Annotated in this window: 17 protein-coding genes; 2 read left to right on the forward strand and 15 right to left on the reverse strand. The window is 46.9% G+C overall.

The genetic code is table 11. The features are described from left to right. Window positions 1–97: 97 nt before the first annotated feature. The 15 genes from HMPREF9999_RS04115 to metK form a co-directional block, all read right to left on the reverse strand. A complete protein-coding gene (locus HMPREF9999_RS04115) occupies window positions 98–832 on the reverse strand; it encodes a cell division protein FtsQ/DivIB (RefSeq protein ID WP_009437152.1) in 735 nt (244 codons plus the stop codon). A gap of 115 nt (window positions 833–947) precedes the next feature. After that, complete coding sequence (locus HMPREF9999_RS04120) at window positions 948–2,330, reverse strand: UDP-N-acetylmuramate--L-alanine ligase (RefSeq protein ID WP_009437153.1); 1,383 nt, start codon at window positions 2,328–2,330, stop codon at window positions 948–950. An 85-nt stretch (window positions 2,331–2,415) separates the two neighbouring features. Further along, window positions 2,416–3,534 (reverse strand): undecaprenyldiphospho-muramoylpentapeptide beta-N-acetylglucosaminyltransferase, encoded by a 1,119-nt coding sequence (murG, locus tag HMPREF9999_RS04125; protein WP_009437154.1) that lies wholly within the window; start codon window positions 3,532–3,534, stop codon window positions 2,416–2,418. Between the two features lie 204 nt (window positions 3,535–3,738). Then, a complete protein-coding gene (gene tyrS, locus HMPREF9999_RS04130; RefSeq protein ID WP_009437155.1) occupies window positions 3,739–5,034 on the reverse strand; it encodes a tyrosine--tRNA ligase in 1,296 nt (431 codons plus the stop codon). Window positions 5,035–5,186: 152 nt separating this feature from the next. Continuing rightward, the gene (locus HMPREF9999_RS04135) at window positions 5,187–5,522 is read right to left on the reverse strand and encodes a hypothetical protein (protein ID WP_044063048.1); all 336 of its coding nucleotides are present in this window, start codon (window positions 5,520–5,522) and stop codon (window positions 5,187–5,189) included. A 749-nt stretch (window positions 5,523–6,271) separates the two neighbouring features. Further along, window positions 6,272–9,964 carry a hypothetical protein gene (locus HMPREF9999_RS04140; protein WP_009437158.1) on the reverse strand — a complete coding sequence of 1,231 codons (3,693 nt, stop codon included), beginning with the start codon at window positions 9,962–9,964 and terminating at the stop codon, window positions 6,272–6,274. A gap of 273 nt (window positions 9,965–10,237) precedes the next feature. Continuing rightward, window positions 10,238–13,069 carry a M16 family metallopeptidase gene (locus HMPREF9999_RS04145; RefSeq protein ID WP_009437159.1) on the reverse strand — a complete coding sequence of 944 codons (2,832 nt, stop codon included), beginning with the start codon at window positions 13,067–13,069 and terminating at the stop codon, window positions 10,238–10,240. Between the two features lie 224 nt (window positions 13,070–13,293). Then, the gene (locus HMPREF9999_RS04150; RefSeq protein WP_009437160.1) at window positions 13,294–15,108 is read right to left on the reverse strand and encodes an AMP-dependent synthetase/ligase; all 1,815 of its coding nucleotides are present in this window, start codon (window positions 15,106–15,108) and stop codon (window positions 13,294–13,296) included. Window positions 15,109–15,599: 491 nt separating this feature from the next. Then, window positions 15,600–16,169: a TatD family hydrolase gene (locus HMPREF9999_RS04155; RefSeq protein WP_009437162.1), complete on the reverse strand. Its 570-nt coding sequence runs from the start codon at window positions 16,167–16,169 to the stop codon at window positions 15,600–15,602. 141 nt (window positions 16,170–16,310) lie between these two features. Further along, window positions 16,311–16,547 (reverse strand): membrane protein insertion efficiency factor YidD, encoded by a 237-nt coding sequence (gene yidD, locus HMPREF9999_RS04160; protein ID WP_044063049.1) that lies wholly within the window; start codon window positions 16,545–16,547, stop codon window positions 16,311–16,313. Between the two features lie 14 nt (window positions 16,548–16,561). After that, a complete protein-coding gene (locus HMPREF9999_RS04165; protein ID WP_009437164.1) occupies window positions 16,562–17,026 on the reverse strand; it encodes a ribonuclease P protein component in 465 nt (154 codons plus the stop codon). Window positions 17,027–17,211: 185 nt separating this feature from the next. Continuing rightward, the gene (locus HMPREF9999_RS04170) at window positions 17,212–17,946 is read right to left on the reverse strand and encodes a uroporphyrinogen-III synthase (protein WP_009437165.1); all 735 of its coding nucleotides are present in this window, start codon (window positions 17,944–17,946) and stop codon (window positions 17,212–17,214) included. 57 nt (window positions 17,947–18,003) lie between these two features. Further along, window positions 18,004–18,993 (reverse strand): DUF4271 domain-containing protein, encoded by a 990-nt coding sequence (locus HMPREF9999_RS04175; protein WP_009437166.1) that lies wholly within the window; start codon window positions 18,991–18,993, stop codon window positions 18,004–18,006. A 119-nt stretch (window positions 18,994–19,112) separates the two neighbouring features. Continuing rightward, on the reverse strand, window positions 19,113–19,688 hold the full coding sequence (locus tag HMPREF9999_RS04180) for a TIGR00730 family Rossman fold protein (protein WP_009437167.1): 576 nt from the start codon (window positions 19,686–19,688) through the stop codon (window positions 19,113–19,115). A gap of 123 nt (window positions 19,689–19,811) precedes the next feature. Continuing rightward, on the reverse strand, window positions 19,812–21,107 hold the full coding sequence (gene metK / locus HMPREF9999_RS04185) for a methionine adenosyltransferase (protein WP_009437168.1): 1,296 nt from the start codon (window positions 21,105–21,107) through the stop codon (window positions 19,812–19,814). Between the two features lie 522 nt (window positions 21,108–21,629). Here metK and frr point away from each other — a divergent pair. Both frr and rsgA read left to right on the forward strand, forming a co-directional pair. After that, a complete protein-coding gene (frr, locus tag HMPREF9999_RS04190; RefSeq protein WP_009437169.1) occupies window positions 21,630–22,190 on the forward strand; it encodes a ribosome recycling factor in 561 nt (186 codons plus the stop codon). Window positions 22,191–22,361: 171 nt separating this feature from the next. Beyond that, the gene (rsgA, locus tag HMPREF9999_RS04195; RefSeq protein ID WP_044063051.1) at window positions 22,362–23,342 is read left to right on the forward strand and encodes a ribosome small subunit-dependent GTPase A; all 981 of its coding nucleotides are present in this window, start codon (window positions 22,362–22,364) and stop codon (window positions 23,340–23,342) included. Window positions 23,343–23,640: the final 298 nt, after the last annotated feature.

Genomic DNA, 23,640 nt, shown 5'->3' on the forward strand with positions numbered 1-23,640 from the left:
GAGGATTTATATTGAGGTTCAGTGTCGAAGCACTGAGAGATAGTAGCTGTGCTTTGGACTTGAAAGTCAGGGTGCTCTTCGAAGTGTCGTGGAAAAGCTAGGGATGCTGTTTGATGCCAATCACTTGATTCTCGTAGGCCACAGAAATGGCTTGATAGCGATTCCATCCAACATTGGGCAATACTTTTTCGTAGAAAGCTCGGAGGTTGCAAAGTTTTCGGTCGAAGTTCTCCGCTTTCCCTAAATGTACCAGAGCATTTCCTACGCGGAGCACCAAATCAATATCTTGATTGGGTTGCACATGGATTTGCATCACCTGATTGTTCCAAAAATCATCTTGACTCAACAACTCGCCTAAAGCGATGAGTCTTTTCTTTACGAAATCATTAGTGACTTGTCCTGTCACTACGGGCAGGTCGGCTTCATAACCGCGGGCTGCCATGGGAAAACCTTTACCATCCACATAGTAATCGTCGCCATTGTCTGCCATGATACGCAGAAGTGGAAGGCGTTGCACGACAAATACATTGACATTTTCGCCAGGTGTCTTCATGCAGATGGCTTCGCGGATAAAGGGATCGCTCTGCAATTTTTGCTGCATCTGCACTAAATCCACATCTTTCATACACTTGCCAATGGGGTAGAGGCCAGTCTTGCGCAACATTAGGTCAACATCTTTGCCTGTGATGAGGGTGGCTTGAGCACTATCTGCAATCACAATGTTGAGATTTCTGCACTGCGCAGTGTCTTCGCGCGTGATGAAAGTGAAAAACGCGAAGATTAAATAGGCAGTCATGCCAAAGAGCATCAGAAGTTTGAACAGTGGACGCATGAAATGTGAGCTGCAGAGGTAGGTGTGGGAGAGGCATTCACAAGGAGGTGAAGTGTTATCTCGAAGACAGGTACTCTCCATCTGAAGTCTACGAGGTCTCTCTCGAGAGAATTGGCTAAGCGTTAGCTTCTTGTTTTTTGAGGAGTATATCCGTGAGCTGAGGGCAGAAAGTATCGGCATCTCCAGCACCTAGAATTACCAACACATCGAAGTCACCTTCCGAAATGATTTGTGGCAATTCAGATAGATGCGCCATTCGCTTAGTCATATCAGGACGTAGACGATCAAATATGAGTTGTGAAGTAACACCTTCAATGGGCAACTCTCGAGCAGGGTAGATGTCGAGCAGAATCACTTCGTCGAGTAGTGAGAGGGAGTCTGCAAAATCAGAGTAGAAATCGCGTGTACGTGTGTAGAGGTGAGGCTGGAAGATTGCTGTAATTTTGCGACCGTCAAACACCTCACGTAGAGAAAGGATGCTCTGTCTGATCTCTGCTGGATGATGAGCATAGTCACTGAGGAAAACGCAGCGGTCGTTTTTAATCTTAAAATCAAAACGTCGATCCACCCCTCCAAAAGAGAGCATCGCTGCGCGAATCTCTTCGGCAGAAACCCCAGCTAGTTGTGCCAGTGCGCAAGCAGCAATACCATTGTCAATGTTGATGCTCACAGGCACACCGAGTTCAATGTCAGCGATGTTGCCTAAGGGAGACACCAAGTCGAAGACGATGCGGCCTCCACCGATGCGGATGCGTTCAGCGTGAAAATCACCTTCTGTGCGACTATAATCGTAGCGACGAACTCCAGGCTGGAGTCGTTCTTCAAATCGCAAACCGCGATGCACGACCAATGCGCCACCAGGTTGGATGAGCGAAGTGTAGTGTGCAAAGCTCTCGAGGTAGGCCTCTTCCGTGCCGTAGATGTCCAAATGGTCAGCATCGGCAGAAGTTATTGCAGTGGCATAAGGACGAAGATAGTGGAAAGAGCGATCAAATTCATCCGCCTCAATCACCACATACTCACTGGTCGGTGAGAGCAGATAATTAGTGCCATAGTTCTTCGTGATACCGCCTAAGAAAGCATTGCAGCCCACTTTACTTTGGTGTAGCAAATGAGCAGTCATGGCTGAGGTAGAAGTTTTGCCATGCGTACCCGCTACACAAAGCCCTTTCATAGACTGAGTGAGGGTGCCCAATACTTGTGCTCGCTTGTGAAGTTCAAATCCATTTTTGCGAAACCAAGCCATTTCTTGATGGTCGGCAGGAATTGCAGGAGTGTAGACCACTAAGGTTTGTTTGGGATCACGGCAAGGAGCAGGAATCAACTCCGGATTATCTTCAAAATGAATCTCTATGCCTTCAGCTTCTAGGGTGTCGGTGAGGGTAGAAGGGGTGCGATCGTATCCAGCCACAAAGAGACCATGCTGGCGGAAATAGCGTTCGAGCGCACTCATGCCGATACCACCGGCACCTAAAAAATAGACAGCATTAAAATTCATGTATAGAGAAATATGTCGAGATTCGTAATGATAAGTTTGTAGTCAGCGTGCTTCGAGAATAAAGGGTAGCAATCCTATTTTTTAGCTACTCCACCTTCTGTTGGGCTAGTGCAATGGCAAACTCTGCAATGTCACGTGCCGCATTGGGTTTTGCTAGTTTCAGTGCGTTAGCTGAGAGCTGTTGTAGTGTAGGCTCATCACGTACCGTAGCCACTGCTAATTCAAGCAATGCGCTGGGAGCATCCGCATCCGTGACATAGCGTGCAGCATCTTTGTTCACCAATGCTAGCGCGTTGTGTGTTTGGTGATCTTCTGCCACGTTAGGTGAGGGAACCAGGATAGAAGGCTTGCCCAGCAGGCAAATTTCACTGATGCTTGAAGCTCCTGCTCGACTCACCACCAAATCGGCCGCAGCATAGGCGGCACTCATGTCGCTCACAAATTCCGTGACGTGGAGTTGTTGAGGTTGAGTCGTTTGAGACAATCGTTCTTGGATATTCCCACTGTAAAACTTGCCCGTTTGCCACAATATCTGCACATCCTCTTGTTGGGTCAGCCAGTCGAGGTGATTGAGTACACTCTCATTGAGTGTGCGTGCACCAAGGCTGCCGCCAATGATCAAAATAGTCTTCAAATCAGGGCGCAATCCCAGTTGCTGGCGCGCTTCTTGTGGGGAAAGACTATGGTGTAATAGGTTTTGGCGCACAGGATTGCCAGTCAGCACGATGCGGTCTTTAGGAAAAAAGCGTTCCATGCCTTCATAGGCCACGCAGATTTTTTTAGCGCGCTTGGCAAGAAGTTTGTTCGTCACACCAGCATAAGAATTCTGTTCTTGTAGCAAGGTGGGGATCCCCATTTTACCACTTACATTGAGAGTAGGGCCACTGGCATATCCCCCTACACCCACGGCAACCATGGGCTTGAACTCCTTGATAATGCGTTTCGCCTTGTTTTGAGAACGCCAGAGTTTGAGAAGAACACCAAAGTTGCGCCACAATTTTTTGCGGTCAAATCCCGCTACTGGTAATCCGACGATGCGATAACCTGCTGCGGGCACGCGCTGCATTTCCATGCGTCCTTCAGCACCGACGAAGAGTATTTCTGCTTCGGGGCGTAAGGCTTTTATTTCGTTAGCAATAGCGATGGCTGGGAAGATGTGTCCACCTGTGCCTCCACCGCTGATGATGACTCTCAATTCGTTCATGTTCAGAGACTTTTCAGCAAAACATGCCTATTAAGGGCAAGTTAGTGTCAATATCTGAGCAAAAGTAACAAATAAATTCCGAGTTTTGCCCTCTTTTACAGAAAAAAGTAGCAAAAAAAATTAGGGGTCATAACTTATGACTCCTAATTCGTTATTTTTCACATCGAAAAACCTCTATTTCGATTGTAGTGCCTTTGCTTTGAACTATTTCACAATAATGAGGTAGTAGTTCTTTTTACCCTTTTGTGCCAAGAGATATTTGCCATCGAGCAAGTCGTCTTCTGTGAGTTCACGGTCGAAGGCTTCTAGTTTCTCTTTGTTGATGCTCACACCACCACCTTGAGTGAGTTTGCGCATCTCACCCTTAGAAGGGAATGCCTTGGTGGTTTCTGCCAAGAGGTCTACGGCTTTTGCACCCACCACCTGGTCACGGCTCACCTCAAACTTCTGCACACCATCGAACACAGCCAAGAGTGTTGCTTCGTCGAGCTTGAGCAAGTTTTCCTTTGTCGCCTTGCCGAAGAGTATGTTGGTAGCTTCTACGGCCATTTCATAATCTTGCTGGCCGTGAACAAGCACGGTTACCTCTTGACCGAGACGCTTTTGCAGGCTGCGAAGACCTGGGTTTTGGCGATGCTCTTCGATGAGACCATCGATTTCCTCCTTGGTGAGATCGGTGAAAATCTTGATGTAGCGTTCTGCTTCCTCATCACCCACATTGAGCCAGAATTGGTAGAAAGCATAAGGGGTGGTGCGATTGCGATCGAGCCAGATATTGCCTTGTTCGGTCTTGCCAAACTTCTTCCCATCTGCTTTCGTGATGAGGGGACATGTGAGGGCAAAGGCTTCGTTGTCAGAACCCAGTTTGCGGCGAATCAACTCCGTACCAGTAGTGATGTTTCCCCATTGGTCGCTACCGCCCATCTGGAGTTTGCAGTTCTTCTCTTGATAGAGGTGGAGAAAATCGTAGCCTTGGAGCAATTGGTAGGTAAACTCAGTGAACGACATGCCTTCGGCAAACTCACCATTGAGACGACGCTTCACGCTATCTTTTGCCATCATGTAGTTTACGGTGATACACTTACCAATTTCGCGAGCGAAGTCGAGGAAGCTGTAATCCTTCATCCATTCGTAGTTGTTCACCAACTCAGCTGCGTTAGGAGCGTCACTTTCAAAATCAAGGAATCGTGACAGCTGCTCTTTGATGCACGCCACATTGTGACGGAGCGTTTCCTCATTAAGCAAATTGCGCTCTGCGCTCTTGCCTGAAGGGTCTCCGATCATGCCCGTTGCACCACCCACTAGGGCGAGAGGCTTGTGGCCTGCTTGTTGGAGATGGCGAAGCATCATCACGCCACAGAGGTGACCAATGTGGAGCGAGTCGGCTGTGGGGTCGATGCCTACATAGGCCGTCACCATTTCTTTTTCAAAAAGTTCTTCGGTGCCTGGCATCATTTGGTGGAGCATGCCACGCCATTTGAGTTCATCTACGAAATTCATCGATGTATTATAGCTATTTGGAATTGTCGATTAGCAAATGCTCAAGGGGCACTAAAAAGTAGCAGCCTTGAGCGCAATATGTCATCTGCAAAATTACGATTTCTTGCGCGGTCTACCAAATTTTAAGCTTAAGTGTTGAAAAGAAGTTGGCCTCAGTCGCGAATGAAGCGGCGACATAGCGAAACTAGCGGTTGTGCCGCGTAGGCCACCCACACGCCTGCTATGAGATGATAGAGGGAAGGCACATCAATAGGCAGAATCGCTGCTATAATCGCTATCTCTGTGTGTACCAAAGCCACTGCCTCTCGGGGCGTCACCTTGATGTTTAGAAATTCACTGCACCATTTAGCTAAGGAGAGAAAGGCTGATTGTTCAGCTAGCCAGCTGATGAGAGAAAAACGAAGAATAGCCATGAAAAAAGTTGTTTTACGTGCCAAGTTCGGACTAACAGCGCGGAATGTAGAGGGAGCAATAGTGGTGTGGTTCATGGTGTTGAAGTAGTTCTATGTGGGTTGTTGATTGTTTGATGGTGCAAAGGTATCCTTAGTTTGTGACGTGTAGTGTCAAAGTTGCAGATGTAAGGTTAAATCTTTAAGTCCTTTGAATAGAGAGGCCAGTCTGGAAAATAAGAAAACTCGAGGTGAAAATAGACGTGAAAAAGGATGCTTACTTTGTGCTTGAAATAGATCATTTTTGATGCCCCTCGCGCGTGATGCGCGTGCGCATCCCTAGAATTTTGAACAAAAAACCTTCACAACCTTCACACTGAGTAGCTCTTTTCTCCGACTTTTTAGAGAAAACTTGGGAGAACTTTTAGCAGATCTCCTAGACTTTTCTACGCAGCTCCCACTTTTTTCCAAAAGTCTCGGACGAATGACTGAGTGTGAAGGTTGTGAAAGTAAAAATATCGAAATCCCTGTAATGCGCGCGCGTGTGAGAGGAGGTTGGAAATAGTGTGGGTAGGATTGGATGATGTTGTGTGTGTTTTTCTCTTCTTAGACCGTTCTGGTTCGATCTTAAACATTTTCTAAGATATAAGTTTGATTTGCAATGTCAGTATTTCAAAAATGGCAGCAGCTAAAGTTTCTTCGTCACTTTTTCTCTGTTTTTTCACTCTTTGTGCATTTTGCTATCCCTATACTTATAGAGGGGGGAAGCTACTAAGGGGATAAAAAGCTTCCTCCCCCAAACTGATGATAGTTCGAGGGAGGAATGATAAAGTGTCAGGATTAGCGTGTTATTTCACGATAACCTTGTGTCCGTTGATCACATAGATACCAGCAGGGAGGTTCTTCACGTCATCAACACGTACACCAGAGAGGGTGAATGTACCCTTTGTCTTGTGTGCAGGAGCGAGTACTCCAGTCTTGATGAGAGTGATGATTTGGTTAGCAGGAATCACGAGGTCACCATTTTCGGTAGTTTCGGGAAGCTTGCCGAAGTAGCCTGTGTTAGGTGCAGCCTTGTCTCCTTGTTCTGAGAGAACCACCTTACTACGGTCAGGACTAAACTGTCCGTTGTTTTCAGGAAGCTGAACGAAGTCAAATGTACCATAGAGACCGTTGACAGGATCAGTGGGCTTGTTGGTAGGCTTGAGGTCCTTGATGTCTTTAGTTGTAGTAAAGAGTGTTACAGTACCCTTGTTTTGTGTACCAGGTTTGAACACGTAACCTTGACCAGCTTTGAGTTTCTTGTCTCCTACAGCTTTAAGGACAACGTCCTTTGTGTCGGCCTTTTGACCAATGACGGTGTAGAAGTTGCCATTGTTTTCATCAGCATCAAACTCGGCATCAATGGGGAGAGTGATAAACTGGAATCCTTCTTTCGCAGCGAGTGTGTAAGAGAAACCATTCTCAAGGATTTCCTTGAGCTGATCCGCTTCTACTGGTTGGAAAGAGAATGCAGAGTTGTCGTTCTCCTTAGCAGCAAGCCAAGTAACGATGGTCTTTGATGAAGGATCCGCGTTGACATAGGGATAGTTGTCTTCTGTTGGGTCGGTAGACACGAAACGGAAGGCACCAGGGAAGTTGATGAACTCTACTTTGAAGACGTAAGGAGTTTCAGAGAGCATCATAGCACGCTGTTTCTTCTTGTCATCACGAGAGAGGTAGAGACCGTTGAAGATATTGCGGAAAGTGTATCCACCATCTACCTTTTCTACTTGCCAGAAGTAATCGAGGTGCTGTTTGCGATCGGGTGCATCCTCAAATTCGCCTGTAGTAGTGGCAGAGGCTTGGCGGCCAGCTATGCACACTTGGTCATTCGAGGTAGTTGAGGAGTTGCGCACAGCTAGCACATTGTGATATACTCTCTTATTAGATGATTCGCTTTGAATCATGTAGAGTCCAGTGTTGGGCATGCGTAACTTGCTCTCGAAGGTGGTGAGAGCAGCGTTGAGTTGTGCCACGATGTTGTTAATTTCAGCTACAGTAGCTGCTTTTACATCGGTGATAGCCTTGAGGTCAGCGATTGCTTTATCGTGAGCTGCTTGGAGTTCTGTCTTGGCACCATTTTGATAGTAACCGAGTCCATCTCCTTCTTGAGCTTTCTCGAGACGTCCCTTGATGATATTGGCAACATCGGTGATACGGGAAGCATCGGGATAGTTCTCGCGGAATTTATCGTAAATCTTCTTGAAATTCTCGATCGTAGCTTCAGTAGCGGCTTTAGCGGCGAGTTCTTTTTCTGCTGCCTTGATAGCCTGTTCTAGGGCTTGCATCACGTCTGCAGGAACACCAGAGTTAGGAGAATTGAGTTTATCATATTCTCCCTTATAAACACGGAGCTCATTTGCGTATACAAAACCACTCACATTATTGTCCATTCTGTTGACAATCTCAAGACGGAGATATTTGTGTGGTTCGTTGAAAGCAAGAGTAGCGAATCCTACCTTACGTCCGTTCTCTGTACCATCTACAGTGAGCATTTTGGTCTTGAAATCGAAAGTTCCAGTTGCTAGAGGTTCCCAGCCCTGCTTTTTCCAAGCATCATAGTCGTATTGATCAGCGATAGGTTGACCACTTTCGTCTACCTTCTGCACCTTTCCCTTATCCAGTGCAGCTTCGTCCTTAGCTCCCCAGAGAACAACCTGTTTAGGAGAACCAGAAGCGGCATTGCCCACGAGACGTTCACCCCATTTCACAATGATACTGTTGACAGCTTCATTAAGTTTGAAGTTGAAGAAGTGATGTGCATTCCAAGCGTGTTCTCCACCGTGCCATGTGGTGTGGAAGAAGCTGCTAAGGTCTTTGTCAAACAAGACGTTGATATCCTTACCTTCATCGGGGTCTGCCATGGGGCACGAAATCTGATCCTTGGAAGTTACTATACCATCCAGTTCGTTGAAGTCTCCCTTAAGAGCGGTTTCAGACTTCTTGCCATCAGTACCAAGTGGGTAATACACATTACCGTTCTTGATAGCGTCTTTAGCTTTCTCCACAAGGCCAGTGAGTTCTACGTTGCGCTTAGGCTGAGCGATGAGAGCCATGAGTTGCTTCACCTCTTCTGGGGTGATAGTGCGAGTGTGCCAAGAAGAAGGTTTCGCGTTGGCAGTCCAAACTACAGTGCTATAGCCACTGACTTGAGCGTGAATACCACCATTGCCGACGAGTTTATCGGAAGTGAAGGTGAGATAACCAGGTTCGTCGGCATTCGCTCCGATAGAGAATGCGGCCTCAGGTTTCTCGGTCATGGTGATATTTCGGTAGTAGTTTGGTTGAGGGCCGATGTAACGACCTGTCTCGAGGTTGCGGAAATAGAACTTACCTTCTTGGTCAGTAGCTATAACCTCCCATACGAATTTTGCCAAGTTGTAGCTGATGGGATCATTGTGGTAGTATTCCACCTCATCCTTCTCTTTACCAGACCAACTCAGACCATTGGCACCAAACTTAACTGCACCTTGGTCGTAGAGTGCAGTGCCATCATATCCCGATTCGTTCTCACCACGCCAGTTGGTGATGATGTAATAGCCAGGTACAAGAGGATTGATAGCCGTTACAAATGCATTGTAAGTAGGCTTGAGTTCGTCGATTATTTTATAAATTTCAGCCTCTGGCAAGTTGCTGTTGCCATCAGTAACATCCTTAGCCTTCTTCCATAAATCTACCAAAGCCTTATGTTTTGTAGCATCATATTCACCAGAACCACTACCAATGCGATAGTTTTTGATGGTTTCTTCGAGAGTCTTGCCTTCTGGGACTATTTCGCGCATAGCGGCTTCAAGTGCTTCACGCGCCTCAAGTTTAATGGCGGGGCGAAGAATCCAAGCATTTTGATTGTAGTCTGTGCCAATAGAAGCATTGTTTCCGCTCAGTAAGAACTGGTATTGTGAGTACTTGTTCTTAGCATCAATAGGGTATGCAGAAGCGATAATCAATTCACCTGGGGCTGCATTCGTAGGGATGTAGGAGGCTTTCTGAAGATCAAGGTCTTCATTATTAGCTTTTGCACGCCAAATGTAGGCATCGATTCCTTTGTATTTCACTGGATCTTTGCCATCTTCTACGTAGTCGTAGGATTCTTCTGGATTCTTTTCTTCTACTTCAACTACTACTACTTTCCATGCACGTTCTACTTGTTTAGTAAAGAAAGAAGCAGAACCAGGAAGTGCTACATATTCTCCAGTTTGGCACTTGATGTAGTACACTTCATTGCCATTCACTTGCTCGTTAGCTTTCTCAAATGAGAATACACCTTTGTCATTGAAGCCAGAAGTGGAAGTGATAAACTGATTGCCAAAGAGATAAGCTGCTGATCCAGCTTTAGCGGAGGCTGCACTCTGGAATACATATTGCTTGCCTGCCTCAATCTCTGTGGCTTCAACAGGGTCTTGGCTGACAGTTACTGACCAATAGTCAGCAGATGCACTAATAGCTCCCACAGAGGTGAGAACACATGCGGTCATCATGGTTTGGTAGACGTGTTTCATGATAGAATATTTGAATAATTATTTATTAAATTCGTGGATGAAATGCCAACTATCTAATATAGCATAACGGGAGCAAAGATACAAATGTTTTTGTAATTACAAAAAGAATTTTGTTACTTTCTATCTGTTTTGTAATGTTTATATTTCAAATATAAATGCAGTTTTGAGGAACGTGGCTGAACAATGGGAAAAGAAAAGTCCACCTCTTTGTGAGAAGTGGACTTAAATATTAAGAATGTGCTTGCAATATGTATAATTTTACAAGCTGCTGGATTATTTTTTTTGCATCACACCTTGGGGGAGCATAATGATTGTTGCGCGGTTGCGGTCACGAAGGATTACGCTATTGACGAAGGTTTTGATGTCCTCTGAGGTGACAGCATCGAGGGCTTCAAGGTAGCCTTTGCGACCATCCTTGCCCCAGTTGTTTTTGGCCGCAATCAGGCCTTGCCAGTAGCCATTGCGACGTTGGCTTTCTTCATATTCCTTGTGTTCGAATTGCTTCACTTCGTTCAATTCCTCGCTGGTGACACCATCTTTAGCGATTTCATTGAGGCCTTGATCCATGAGGAGGAGCACAGAGTCTACCTTCTCGGGAGTGAAAGGAGCAAAAATTTGAAGTGAATAGAGATCTTTCACTCCGTAGCTAAGGCTTGCATCGGCACCAACATTATAGGCCATACCACCATCTTCGCGGATAGACTTCAAATAACGCTTGGTCAAGATAGCACCAAACACGTTGGCCACTTGGGCTTCCTTTAGGCTATAAGGCTGGTTGCCTTGCCACACTTGGATGAGCATAGCTTGAGGCGTTTCCATCTTGCGCTCAAAGCGGTTTTCAACAACACCCTTGCGAGCATCGAGGTTGAGCTTGGTGTAAGCTTCGCGCTTCTTCACTGCGGGAAGAGAAGCGATGTATTGTTCGGTGAAGGTGCGGAGTGAATCTTCGTTGATGGCTCCAGTGAAGTAGAAGTCGAAGTCTCCACCCTTGTCGAAACGTTGAGCATAGAGTTGCTTGATTTTCTCGTAATCAGCTTTGCCGAGATCATCTAGAGAAAGCTGGGCCTTGCGAGGATTGTTGCCGTAGAGTGTGTGACGAAGGGAGTCGCCAAATGCCTTTTGTGGATTCTTATCGGCGTTTTCCAAAGCTGTGCGGAGCGTGTTGAGGACGGTGCGGTAAGCATCAACATCGTTCATGGGATTTTGGAAGCGGAGATAGATGAGTTCGAAAAGGGTGCGCAAGTCTTTGGGAGTGGCACTACCAGAGAGGCTTTCACTGTAGTTGCTTACCTTGGCAGAAACAGATGCTTGTTTGCCTGTGAGCTTCTTTTCTAGCTCGGTAGCGGTGAAGCCACCCCAGCCTACGCTCTCCATGACTGGCTCAATGAGACGAGCATTGGTGAGGTCTTTTTCTGCAAACTTACTAGATCCCCCGAAGCTGCTAGCTTGGAAGAGGACTTGGGCATCATTGAAGTCGGTCTTCTTGAAGAACACGCGAGCACCATTGCTGAGAGTCCACTGCGTGTAGCCGAAGTCGGCAGAGCTAGTCTTCACGATTTTGCCCTTCTTAGGGAGTTTTGCAACAAGAGGGCCTGCTTTCACATTGTCCACGTAGGCTTCTATCTTAGCGTTGACACCTGCTTCGATAGCAGCTTTCATTTCTTCGACAGTGGGCACTTTGGTGTTGTCATTCTCAGGATACATGCCCAAGAATACGAAGTTCTTTTGGGTGTCAGCCGTCAATTCTTGTATCACTCCATTTACAGCTTCAGCATTGATCATGGAGGCGAGCATCTTGTAGGTATCAAATTCGTCCTCTACGCTGGGGATACCCTTCTTTTCCAGGAAGTGGCGCACGTATTGGGTAGTATAGAAGTTGTGCTTCTGCTTCGTGCGGTTGTTGTAGATAGCTTCAAGATTGCTGATGAGGTTTTCTGAAGCACGCTTTACCTCAGAACTGCTGAGTCCAAACTTGGCAGCGCGTTGGATTTCTGCCATCACAGCAGTTACGGCTGCTGCATCTTGACCGGGTTTAGGAGTGAGGCTAACGGAGAAACAATCGGCAGTCTTAGAGAGCAAATAGTTCTCATAGTTCACACCTGCATTAAGGAAGGGGCAATTTTCCTTTTGAGCAAGTTCGCCAAGACGAGCATTGATGCCTTGTGTGATGATGGATAAGAGGTAGTTTTGCATGATTTCACCAAGCGTACCTCGCATCTCCTCAGGCATTGGGTCGGTCTTGAACATGAACGAAAGGGAGGTCATGGTCATTTCCTTGTCCTTGTCAATGACATAGATGGGTTGGTCATTGTTGGGTACTGGGTATGTCTCGTATTTCGCTGCATTGGCAGGCATCACCACTGCACCCAAGATAGATTTTACCTTAGCTTCTACCTCATCCACGTTGATGTCACCCACAATAACAACACCTTGGAGGTCGGGGCGGTACCACTTCTTATAATAGGCGCGGAGGAAGTCGGGCTCGAAGTTGTCGATGATTTCCATCAAGCCGATAGGCATGCGATGACCATACTTACTACCTGGATAGAGTTCGGGCAAGCGACGTTCGAGGATGCGCATCACTGCACTTGAACGCATACGCCATTCTTCGTGAATGACACCACGTTCTTTTTGAATCTCTTCTTTCTCGAGGAGTAGACCACCTGACCAGTCTGCAAGGATGAGGAGACATGAGTCGATGTTGCTACCTTTTACGGGCACGTTGTCAATGTTGTACACCGTTTCGTCAGTAGAGGTGTAGGCGTTGAGGTTTTCTCCGAACTTTACACCAATGCTTTCGCAATATTTAATGAGTTGCCCATCTTTGGGGAAGTGTTTTGAACCATTGAAAGCCATGTGCTCGAGGAAGTGAGCCAAGCCACGCTGGTTGTCATCTTCTTGCACCGAACCCACCTTCTGGGCGATGTAGAAATTGACTTGTCCTTTAGGTTCTTCATTGTGGCGGATATAGTAGGTCAATCCGTTGGGGAGCTTGCCGATGCGCACCTCCTTATCTATGGGGAGAGGAGGGAAAGCATCCTGAGCCACCACAGGGGTGACTACTAGAGCCACTAGACTCAGTAGGAAGAGCTTGATTTTTTTCATATATACTCAGATTATAGAATGAATACGAAAGGGTAAGATTGAGAGAACTTGAAGCAAAGGTAAGCATTTGTCGCTAGTTTGCAAAGCCTTCTTGTTGACAAATGCAAGAGATTCTATGGAAAATTTATAAGTATGATTGTACCTCCAAAGGCAGAGAAACCTTCCCAGAAAGAGGGAAGGCTTCTTGAGCTATCAGTTTTGGGGTTCTTCGAGAGAATGCCTCTTTACTCTACATACATGCCTTCGATTTGTTCTGCATAGCGGTCGTAGACCACTCGGCGTTTAATCTTCAATGTATTGGTGATTTCACCATTCTCTATAGAGAGGGGTTCAGGCAGAAGTACGAAGCGTTTGATTTTTTCGTAGGCTGCGAGGTCTTGCTGAAGTGTGTCGATGTGTTGTGCCAAGAACTTTTTGACACGAGTGTCTGTGCAAAGGGCTTCACGAGAATCAAATGTGATACCTTGGGTAGCAGCCCAATCCTCGATAGCCTTGTAGTTAGGGACAATCAAAGCAGAGACAAATTTACGTTGGTCTGCGATTACCACTACTTGCTCGAAGTGGCGATCAATCGTGAGTTTGCCTTCTATAGCTTGAGGGGCTACATATTTTCCGTTACTCGTCTTGAAGAGATCTTTTATGCGCTCTGTGATATATAGCTCGCCATCTTTAATGTAACCAGCATCACCTGTGCGCAACCAGCCATCCTCGGTGAAAGACTTTCGGGTTTCTTCTTCTTTCTTGTAGTATCCTGGAGTGACTGTAGCGCCACGTACTAGGATTTCGTTATTGGCTCCATCTATTTTGACCTCGACTCCTGGTAAAGGGCGACCAATGCTTCCCATAGATACGAGTTTGCCAGGGTGGTCGCAGGATACTGTAGCACAGGTCTCTGTGAGGCCATAGCCTGCTAGCATGTCGAAGCCTGCTGCATGCACGAAGCGTTCCACTTCTGGAGAAACAGTAGCACCTGCCACAGGGAAGATGTTGGGGCGTGTTAGTCCAAGAGTCTTGCGAAGCAATCGGAGTAACGTCTTGTCGTAGGCTGCATATTTCATGCGCAGACCGAGGGGAGGTTGCTTTCCTTTTGAAGTGTATTTCTCCCAGACTTCACCACCAACTTTGAGAGCATCTTTAATGAGACTGCGTTGGAGTGCGCTGCCCGATTCCATTTTATCTAGTACACCTTGATATACTTTTTCCCAAAATCTGGGTACAGCACACATACAAGTGGGTTGTACCTCGCGCATGCTGCGCTGGATGTCGAGCGGTCGTAGATTGATCGCAAGGTGAGCTCCGCAACTGAGACAGAGTTTTGCCCAGGCTCCTTCAAAGACGTGGCTGAAAGGAAGGAAATTGATGATAACATCCTCGGGAGTGATGGTGAAAACCTTGGTGTGTGCTTCAAGAGCAAAGCGATATTGCGAGTGAAGCAAGATGACTCCTTTGGATTGCCCTGTGGTGCCACTCGTGTATAGGATGTTGGCGATATCTGAGTCTTGGGCTTCGTTTACGCGGCGTTGCACCTCAGCTTGGTAGCGTGGTTCGTTGATTCCTAAACGTAGAAACTCATCGAAGCTCATGGAGATGTTGTCACTGGGGTGACGTTCAACCTTAGGGTCGAAGATGACAATGTGTTCTAGTGAGTGGCAGAGGCCTAATACACTCCAGGTTGCATCGTATTGCTGCTGTTCACCTACAAAGATAATACGAATCTGCGCATCATTCACCATATATTGCACCTGTGCTCCAGCAGTGGTGGCATAAAAAGGAATTAAAGCGGCACGGGAACGGAAGCATCCGAATTCTACAAATAGACTTTCTGGCTTGTTTTGTGAAAACACAGCTACATTGTCTTGGACTCCAATGCCCAAAGCTACTAGAGAGCGCGCAGATTGATCGACGCGACGTGCAAAGAGATTCCAGGAAATACCCATCCACTGCTCGCGATCGTAGTCGCGATAGCTGAGGGCTATCTTTTCACCGTATTTTTCGGCTGACTTCTCAATGAGTTGAGAAAGATGACAAAGGATTTGCATAACTAGTTGTGTGCGATAGGAAGGAGAGGGGCAAAGCCGCTATCTCATCAAACGAGGGAATGAGTATCTAAGTTAGGACGTGTTGGAGATAGCGGAAGGCTCTCTTTGAAGCAGATGACCAAGCTGGCGTCTAAGCTTTATATAGTAAAAGCTCCTTAGATGGGGCAAAGTTAGTGCTTTATTTCGTATTATAGATTAAATCACTGCACAAATCTTGCAAATTTGCGCAAATGTGTTCTTCGCTTTTTCTGATGGTGTATTCTAAAACACGGAAATAAGAAATTATTTTTAGGGATTTTATCCTTAAAGAAACTCTTCCTGTTTCCGTGTTTTAAGCGTGCATCGGATTAAAATCGGATGCCGCTGTTTGGATTAATCGTCATCTTCTTGAATTGTTATTGGAGCTTTGAGAGATTGCAAATCTCGGAGATGGCTTTATTGGCGATAATAACAGAAATGACAGCAGTTACTCTCTGATGGAGTAGTTGTTGTTAAGGGAGAGCATCAGTCTCTCGGTGACGACGCTCTGGGGGAGTAATGTCGTAAGACACTTCGTTGTAGCGTGTTCCAAAACTCAAGTCAAACCCAGCATCGAGCAGTTGTTGAGCTAGTGCTGGTTTTCCTCGAAATCCGTGAATCGTCCACACTTGTAGAGGGCGCAGAATTTTGCGAGCTTGAAGAATGACATCAAAGGCTCGGACGATGTGGAGAGTCATGGGGAGCTTTCGTTGCTCAGACTCTTCCACTTGTGCGCAAAACACCGACCATTGGATGTCAAGACTAGCACCGCGTAAACGATCAAAGCCACATTCTCCTATTTGTACCACTTGAGGCAAAGCCCATAGTTGAGACAAACTAGCTTTGTATTCTTCAAGATTGAAATCATCGTCGAGTGTCCACCACGGATGGATGCCTGCAGCGTAGAGTCCTTGAGGCTGGAGTTGCTGAGAGCTTGGATAGGTAGCCCAGACTTTGGGATTGCGCACTATATCTTGCGGCAAACTCACAATACCAGTGCCCGCAGGAATGTCAAGGCGATGGGTGTGAAAGTCGAAATCCATGGAAGAAATGGGGTAGATGATAAGTCGCTATTGTGAGATGGTATAAGTTCTTCTCGTTTCAGTTAGGGTTTGTAGACATAGCCCTAACTAGTTTTTTTGATTGTTCATATTCTATATGCGACAATCGGTCTGCGAAGAACTTTAGGGCACGGGGTCGTAGCCATGTCCGCCCCAAGGATGACAGCGAAGTATGCGACGAACAGCTAAATACATGCCTTTGAAAGGGCCATGCTTGCGAAGAGCTTCTACCGCATATTGTGAGCAAGTTGGGGTGAAACGACAAGAAGGAGGGGTGAGGGGTGAGACAAAACGCTGGTAGAAACGGATGGGGAGAATGAGGAGTCCAGCTATGACACGGGAAAAAGTATGAAAAATCATAGTATGCAAAAGGATTATGAGTCTGCGTTTGAGACACTTGTGTTGTTTGTAGCAGTGGTTGTGGTGGAGGCACTAGCGCGTTCGTTAGCGGAAGTAGCATTGACTTTCTCCACAACGCGATGAAGCAGGTTCACCAGTCGTTTATGTACCAGCGCACTGTCTTGAGGTTGATCGGCCACCCACACGAATCCAAGGTGAAGAGCTATGTTTTCTGGAAGTTGTTCCCAAAGAATCTCTTTGTAGAGGCGATAGGCTTCACGAATCTGTCGTTTAGCTCGATTACGATCCACTGCATGTCTTAGTCTCCGCTTGGCAACAGAAATGAGTACCTGCACTCGTGGCCCTTTTCCCTCGTAGGTATGGGTGCGCATAATGGCACGGAGAGGAAAGGATACAGCCGATCTTGCTCCAGCGGTGAAGAGTTGGTCTATATCACGTTGTAGACAGAGATGTTCGGCTTTGGGAAACTTGTGACGCATAACGAACGATAAGATTACGCCCTTAATGACGATGGTGGGATGGTTTGTAGAAACAGCCTTGCCTCTTTAAAGATAATCAATCTACTGAACCGTTTAGGGGGTCATCCTTAGACTGTAAAAACAAAAAGTGGTCACTAACCCACTAGAGTGGGGCAGTGGCCACCGATATGTTAGGAAGCAAAAGCTTATTTGCTATTTTCTTCGCGGATGAAATTGCCAAGGCTTTCGGCAATAGAACCGCTAACTTTCAAGTCGACTCTCAGACCAGCCTCTTCAATGGCCTTAGCTGTGGCATCACCAAAGCAGCCTAAGCGGATGTCGCCTTGATTGAAGTTGGGGAAATTGCTAAGCAGGCTCTGCACTCCTACAGGAGTGAAGATGAGAATCATGTCATAGTTCTTAAACGTATCCTCATCGAGATTAGCTTGCACGGTGCGGAACATTGCGCACTCAGTGTGTTTGATTTTCTTTTGGTCGAGCTGCCCTGCGATTTCGAGAGAAGTGCCTTCAGAGAGAGGGAAGAGATACTTCTCAGTCTTGTGTTTAGCCATCACGGTGAGGAGTTCTGGCCAGTGACCACTCGAACCGAAGAACACCTTGCGCTTGCGGTATTGCACAAACTTTTGGATATAGAGAATCACCTTCTCAGAAATGCCGAAGTATTTCATATCTTCTGGCAGAGTGACACGGAGTTCTTTGCAAAGGTGGAAGAAGTGCTCGATAGCATTGCGTGAGTTGAACACAATAGCTGTGTGGTCGAGTATGTTCACCTTTTGGCTGCGAAATTCACGAGCTTCCAAGCCTTCGACCTTCACGAAGGGTTGAAAGGTGAACTCTACGCCTAAGTTCTGGGCTATGTCGTGATAGGGCGACTTCTCTGTGGTAGGTGCGGGTTGCGAAACAAGAACTTTCTTGATCATCGTGAAAGGTTAGAATGATATTTAGCGAAGGAGGCTATACGTTTTTGTTCTAGGAGCTTACAAAAGTGTGGCGTTTTGATAGGTCACAGCGAGTAGCGTTCCTCCGAGAAGTACGTAGGGTACAATTTCTAAGGCGCAAAAATACAAAATAATGTGCAAATAGCCTACCATACCCTTGAAAAATGTGTCGTAACACTTATAGAGTAGTAGCATTTTGACAATCGCCATAAGCAAAACGTAGGCGATTATTGCTTCCCGATACGATAAATCAAAAAAGATGACCAAGAGAGTAAGAGGGAGCAGCAAGGCACCTGTAGTGAGGATCGAGATCAGGTAATAGTTATTCCAAGCACGATTACTTTCACTGGAGAAAAATACATGGTTTACCCATCGATAAAGCACTACTTTTGCTCCATAATATCCCAAAATGATGAGCGTAGAGAGGGAGAGTAGCAGGTAAGGCGAAAGACCTTCAAACACTTCCGGCAACATCGACTGAACGAAGCCGAAGAACAAGAGACCTTGTAAGAAACTCGTTTGCAACACCAGAAAGAAACGTCCTCTTAACACCGTGTCAGCGCGGTCTATAAAGAGATTAGCGCGCGTGCGATGGTAGAAAAAGTCTTTGATGGAGGTGCGGAGAAATCGCCATGAAGCAGCAATCACCCAAGCCATGATGACAAAACTGAGCAGCAGAATCGAAGTTACCACATCGTCGTTACGCAATTCGTAATCAATCGGCATCCCCGAAACTCCTTGATGCGCTTTGGTCGTGTGGTAATGGTCTGCAATTAGTTTCCTAACGTCAGGCGTGAATAGTTGCCAATACTGAGCATCATTTGCACTATCGGCAGGCATCGGAAACTGTGTGTCAATGTGCTTCTTCGGCTTTGGAGGAGGAGGGAGCAGAGAAAATCGCCCATTAAACTGAGCTTTCAGTGCAGAATCGGCGGGCTCCATCGTCAAACCAGGGGCATCATCAAGGTTGCGCACTCTAGCAGGGGAAAGCGCGCTGGGAGAAATCGTAGAAAGACTGTCGATGGGCATGATGAAAACTATCGATATTTGACGAAAGGAAAAGATGACTCAAGCAAAACTTCCTATGCTCGGTGAAGAAGTTTGGATGAGGCTATGTAGAACTACTCGTGGCAGATGGAATTTCTGCTTTATAAAGCAGCAAATCGTCGAATAGAGGAGTCCCAAAGTGGAGTTTCTTCGCAGAGTTGCACAGCTTCTTCGGGAGTAGCAGCCACTTTCCAAATATCGCTATGAACACGGCGCATGAACTGTTGGTCGATGCAACGCTCGAGTTGCGAGAGCAACGGATCAAAATAGCCTTCCGTGTTGAGCACCACAATGGGTTTGAGGAAGAGACCAAGTTGTTTCCAGGTAATCACTTCCAATAGTTCTTCGAGTGTGCCCACGCCACCAGGACAAGCGATGCAAGCATCTGCCCGATCCGCCATCATCGTTTTGCGCTCGTGCATGTTGGGGGTAATCACAAGTTCCGTCATTCCTTTGTGTTGCCATGATTCGTCAATCATGAATTGAGGAATGATGCCAATCGCCTCTCCTCCCTTTTCCACGCAAGCATCGATGGTCGCCCCCATGAGTCCAGTGCGACCTGCACCATTGATGAGAATATGGCTACGCTCGGCTAGGATTTCTCCCAGCCGAGCGGCAGCTTGTGTGTAAACTTCAGGCACTTGTCCTGAAGAGGCAGCATATACAGTGATATTCACGTTTGTATGTCGGTTTTAGAGGGTTATACACGCTGGCTATTCGTAGCCTAAGGCGTTTTAACTCCAATCGGTCATTATCGGGTCTAATCGTCAGTGAGTTGTTGTGAAACAACTTTCTGCGACTTAGGCAAGTCCGAATTCTTTCTTAATATCGGCTACGCGGTCTAGCTTTTCCCAGGTAAAGAGTTCCACATCTAGCGTACGAGCTTCCTCGCCCTTGGGTTGGAAAGTCTTTGTAATCACTCGGTTGGAACGACCCATGTGGCCATAGCGCGCAGTTTCCTCGTAGATAGGTTGGCGGAGCTTGAGGTTCTTCTCGATGTCGTGAGGACGAAGTGCAAAGAGTTTCTTCACGCGCTCTGCTATTTCTCCATCGCTGAGGCTTACATGGCTCTTGCCATAGGTGTCCACAAATACGCTCACAGGTTCTGCCACGCCGATAGCATACGCCAGTTGTACGAGCATTTCGTCTGCGACTCCAGCGGCCACCATGTTCTTAGCAATATGGCGAGCAGCATAAGCCGCAGAGCGGTCCACCTTGGAAGGGTCTTTTCCGGAGAAAGCACCACCACCATGAGCACCTTTACCACCATAAGTGTCTACAATAATCTTACGTCCCGTAAGACCCGTGTCGCCATGGGGGCCACCAATCACGAACTTACCGGTAGGATTCACGTGATAAGTGATTTCGCTTTGTTCAAAGAGAGCCTTCACTTCGGGAGTCGTCACACGCTGTTCGAGCACGCGAGGAATGAGAATCTCAATCACATCCTTGCGGATTTGTGCCAACATTTGTTCGTCAGCAGCAGCTTGACTGCCAGCTTCTTCGACAGAGATGAAATCGTCATGCTGCGTGCTCACCACAATAGTGTCGATGCGCACTGCACGGTCGTTGTCATCATATTCCACCGTCACCTGACTTTTAGAGTCGGGACGGAGATACGTCATCACCTTGCCTTCACGGCGAATGTCAGCGAGCACAATGAGGATGTCGTGTGCCAACGAAAGGGGAAGCGGCATGTAGCGATCCGTTTCGTTGTTAGCATAGCCAAACATCATGCCTTGGTCGCCTGCACCTTGCAATTCAGGAGCTTCGCGCTCAACGCCACGGTTGATGTCATCGCTTTGATCGTGGATGGCAGAGAAAATGCCACAGCTATTGGCATCAAACATATATTCTGCCTTCGTGTAGCCAATGCGTTGGATGGTGCGGCGGATAGTGTCTTGCAAATCGACATAAGCCTCCGACTTCACTTCACCAGCCACCACCACTTGTCCGGTAGTAACGAGGGTTTCGCAAGCTACTTTAGAGGTGGGGTCGAGAGCCAAGAATTGATCCAAAAGTGCGTCTGAAATTTGGTCGGCCACTTTGTCGGGGTGTCCTTCCGACACCGATTCAGAAGTAAAGAGATATGACATGATAAATGTGTAGTAGTGAGGGATAAGTTAAAATAAAAAGACAGATTTGCGGTGGGTATATACAAAAACGTCTGCCCATCGCGGTAGCGAAAGCAGAACGAAACAAATCAGTGTGCGCGAGAGCAAGAATAAAATGTAAAGTGTATCCCGAAGCGTAGGCTTCTAATGTGGGGAGTGACTTATCGTTTTAGCATTTTTTCTTGAGGTTGCAAGCAGTCAAATCTGTCCTCGTTCGTGTTTCGACTGCAAAGTTACAATTTTCTTCGCATACGACCAAAGTGAATGGTCTATTTTCTTGTTCAATAGAATAGTTTTACCTTCTTTATACTGTGTGGTTTAGGTCATGTATTATGTGAGGAAGTTGTCGAACTTTTCTTGTATTGGCAGGCTTCATAGAGGGGCAAGCTGTAAAATCGCATTTTCTGCTGAAGAAATTATCATTTTCTTTTGATGTGTCGAAAGACTGTCGTATATTTGCCTAAAATATATCCAACAACATCAACGTAAAAGAACGAAAACGATATGTTAGACGTAAAGCAACTACTTGCTGAATGCGAAGAACGCATGGAAATGAGCGTGATGCACCTCGATGAAACTCTTTCGCACATCCGTGCGGGCAAAGCGAATGTTCACATCCTTGACCAAGTGATGGTCAATTCTTATGGTTCTATGGTGCCTGTGAACAATGTAGCTGCAATCACTACGCCCGACTCTCGCACCATCGCCATTAAGCCTTGGGATAAGAGCATGTTTGCTCCCATCGAAAAGGCCATCATTGATTCTAATGTAGGCATCATGCCTGAGAACAATGGTGAGGTGATTCGTCTTGGCATTCCTCCCCTCACCGAAGAGCGTCGTCGTGATCTCACCAAGCAATGCAATCAAGAAGGTGAAGATTCTAAAATCGCTATCCGCAACGTGCGCCGCGATGGTATCGACAAGCTCAAGAAGAGCACCAAAGATGGTGTGCCTGAAGACGTGGCTAAAGATGCTGAAAACGATCTTCAGAAACTCCACGATAAAATGATCAAGCGCATCGATGAACTTCTTGCCAACAAGGCTAAGGAAATCATGACGGTGTAAGTCTTTTCGGCTCGATCACTTTATTTCTATGATAATTTATCAGACCCTTCGAGCCTCTGTGCATCGAAGGGTCTGTTTTTAATCTCGCACAATTTGGCTCAAACATCTAAGTCCGCTTCCAAAAAGGCTAAAGCCGCTTCGAAGAAATCGCAAACGTCTGCTCATTCATCCATGTCTGCCTCTTCGACATCCTTCTCAGACGAAAACTCCCTCGCTCAGCCACTTCACGGTATCGTGGTGCGCAACACGGGGAGTAGCTACATGGCGCGCACTGATGAGGGCAATGTCGTGGAATGTCGTGTGAAAGGCAACTTCCGCCTCAAAGGCATCCGCACCACCAACCCCGTGGCAGTGGGAGATGGAGTGACCATTCGTCCTGCTGCCGAGGGAGAACTAGCTTTCATTGTCGCCATCGACGACCGCCGCAATTATATCATCCGCAAGGCTTCCAATCTCTCGAAGCAGAGCCACATCTTGGCGGCGAATATCGACCGTGTGTTGTTGCTCATCACTGTGGCACGTCCCGAAACCACCACTACTTTCATCGATCGCTTCTTGGCTTCTGCCGAGGCTTATCGCGTGCCAGTGACGTTGGTGTTCAATAAGATCGACGATCTCAACGAGGAAGAGCGGGCCACGTTAGACTATCTCACGTGGATTTATCGTGATATTGGCTACGAAGTCCTGCAACTCTCTGCACTACATGGTCAAGGAGTCGAACAGCTTGCGCCTTTGCTCACCGAAAAAATCACCCTTCTGGCTGGTCACTCGGGAGTCGGAAAAAGCACGCTCATCAATCGTCTGATCCCCAACGCAGGAGCACGCACAGCTGAGGTGAGCGAAGCCCACGGCACGGGTATGCACACCACCACGTTCAGCGAACTCTTTGATTTGCCTTCGGGTGGTGGACTCATCGACATCCCAGGCATCAAAGGATTTGGTACGTTCGACATGGAGCCTGAAGAAATAGCTCACTACTTTCGTGAAATCTTCCGCATCGGAGGTGGCTGCAAATTCAATAACTGCACGCACATCCACGAACCAGGTTGTGCGGTGCTCGATGCCATCGAGGCTCACCAGATTGCGCCCTCTCGCTACACCTCCTATCTCTCCATGCTCGAAGATAAAGAAGAAGGCAAGTATCGAGATTAGATATTAAGAGGTTAGACTTTAGATCTTAGACGTAAGACATTTGAATTTAGACGTTAGAGTCTAGATGTCAGCACTTCAATATTCAACGTAAGACTATAGACGCTAGACGCCTGAATCACGCAAAAACCTATGGCGTGGTTTCGTCTAGCGTCTGATTGTATCTGAAAGTCTATGCCCTTCTAACGTCTATCTTCTACCTTCTACTATTCCTATAATCAATAAGCCCCGAGCCGCGCTTGTCGTGGTGAGCAAAACGGGGCCGCAACCCTCTAACGTCTAATCTCTAACGTCTAACGTC

Origin of the sequence: Alloprevotella sp. oral taxon 473 str. F0040 (genome assembly GCF_000318095.2) — a bacterium.
GTDB lineage: Bacteria > Bacteroidota > Bacteroidia > Bacteroidales > Bacteroidaceae > Alloprevotella.

What these genes read in the sequence shown, in the direction of transcription:
- HMPREF9999_RS04115 (WP_009437152.1), bottom strand. Translation starts at nt 832, where the DNA reads ATGCGTCCACTGTTCAAACTTCTGATGCTCTTTGGCATGACTGCCTAT.
- HMPREF9999_RS04120 (WP_009437153.1), bottom strand. Translation starts at nt 2,330, where the DNA reads ATGAATTTTAATGCTGTCTATTTTTTAGGTGCCGGTGGTATCGGCATG.
- murG (WP_009437154.1), bottom strand. Translation starts at nt 3,534, where the DNA reads ATGAACGAATTGAGAGTCATCATCAGCGGTGGAGGCACAGGTGGACAC.
- tyrS (WP_009437155.1), bottom strand. Translation starts at nt 5,034, where the DNA reads ATGAATTTCGTAGATGAACTCAAATGGCGTGGCATGCTCCACCAAATG.
- HMPREF9999_RS04135 (WP_044063048.1), bottom strand. Translation starts at nt 5,522, where the DNA reads ATGAACCACACCACTATTGCTCCCTCTACATTCCGCGCTGTTAGTCCG.
- HMPREF9999_RS04140 (WP_009437158.1), bottom strand. Translation starts at nt 9,964, where the DNA reads ATGAAACACGTCTACCAAACCATGATGACCGCATGTGTTCTCACCTCT.
- HMPREF9999_RS04145 (WP_009437159.1), bottom strand. Translation starts at nt 13,069, where the DNA reads ATGAAAAAAATCAAGCTCTTCCTACTGAGTCTAGTGGCTCTAGTAGTC.
- HMPREF9999_RS04150 (WP_009437160.1), bottom strand. Translation starts at nt 15,108, where the DNA reads ATGCAAATCCTTTGTCATCTTTCTCAACTCATTGAGAAGTCAGCCGAA.
- HMPREF9999_RS04155 (WP_009437162.1), bottom strand. Translation starts at nt 16,169, where the DNA reads ATGGATTTCGACTTTCACACCCATCGCCTTGACATTCCTGCGGGCACT.
- yidD (WP_044063049.1), bottom strand. Translation starts at nt 16,547, where the DNA reads ATGATTTTTCATACTTTTTCCCGTGTCATAGCTGGACTCCTCATTCTC.
- HMPREF9999_RS04165 (WP_009437164.1), bottom strand. Translation starts at nt 17,026, where the DNA reads ATGCGTCACAAGTTTCCCAAAGCCGAACATCTCTGTCTACAACGTGAT.
- HMPREF9999_RS04170 (WP_009437165.1), bottom strand. Translation starts at nt 17,946, where the DNA reads ATGATCAAGAAAGTTCTTGTTTCGCAACCCGCACCTACCACAGAGAAG.
- HMPREF9999_RS04175 (WP_009437166.1), bottom strand. Translation starts at nt 18,993, where the DNA reads ATGCCCATCGACAGTCTTTCTACGATTTCTCCCAGCGCGCTTTCCCCT.
- metK (WP_009437168.1), bottom strand. Translation starts at nt 21,107, where the DNA reads ATGTCATATCTCTTTACTTCTGAATCGGTGTCGGAAGGACACCCCGAC.
- frr (WP_009437169.1), top strand. Translation starts at nt 21,630, where the DNA reads ATGTTAGACGTAAAGCAACTACTTGCTGAATGCGAAGAACGCATGGAA.
- rsgA (WP_044063051.1), top strand. Translation starts at nt 22,362, where the DNA reads ATGTCTGCCTCTTCGACATCCTTCTCAGACGAAAACTCCCTCGCTCAG.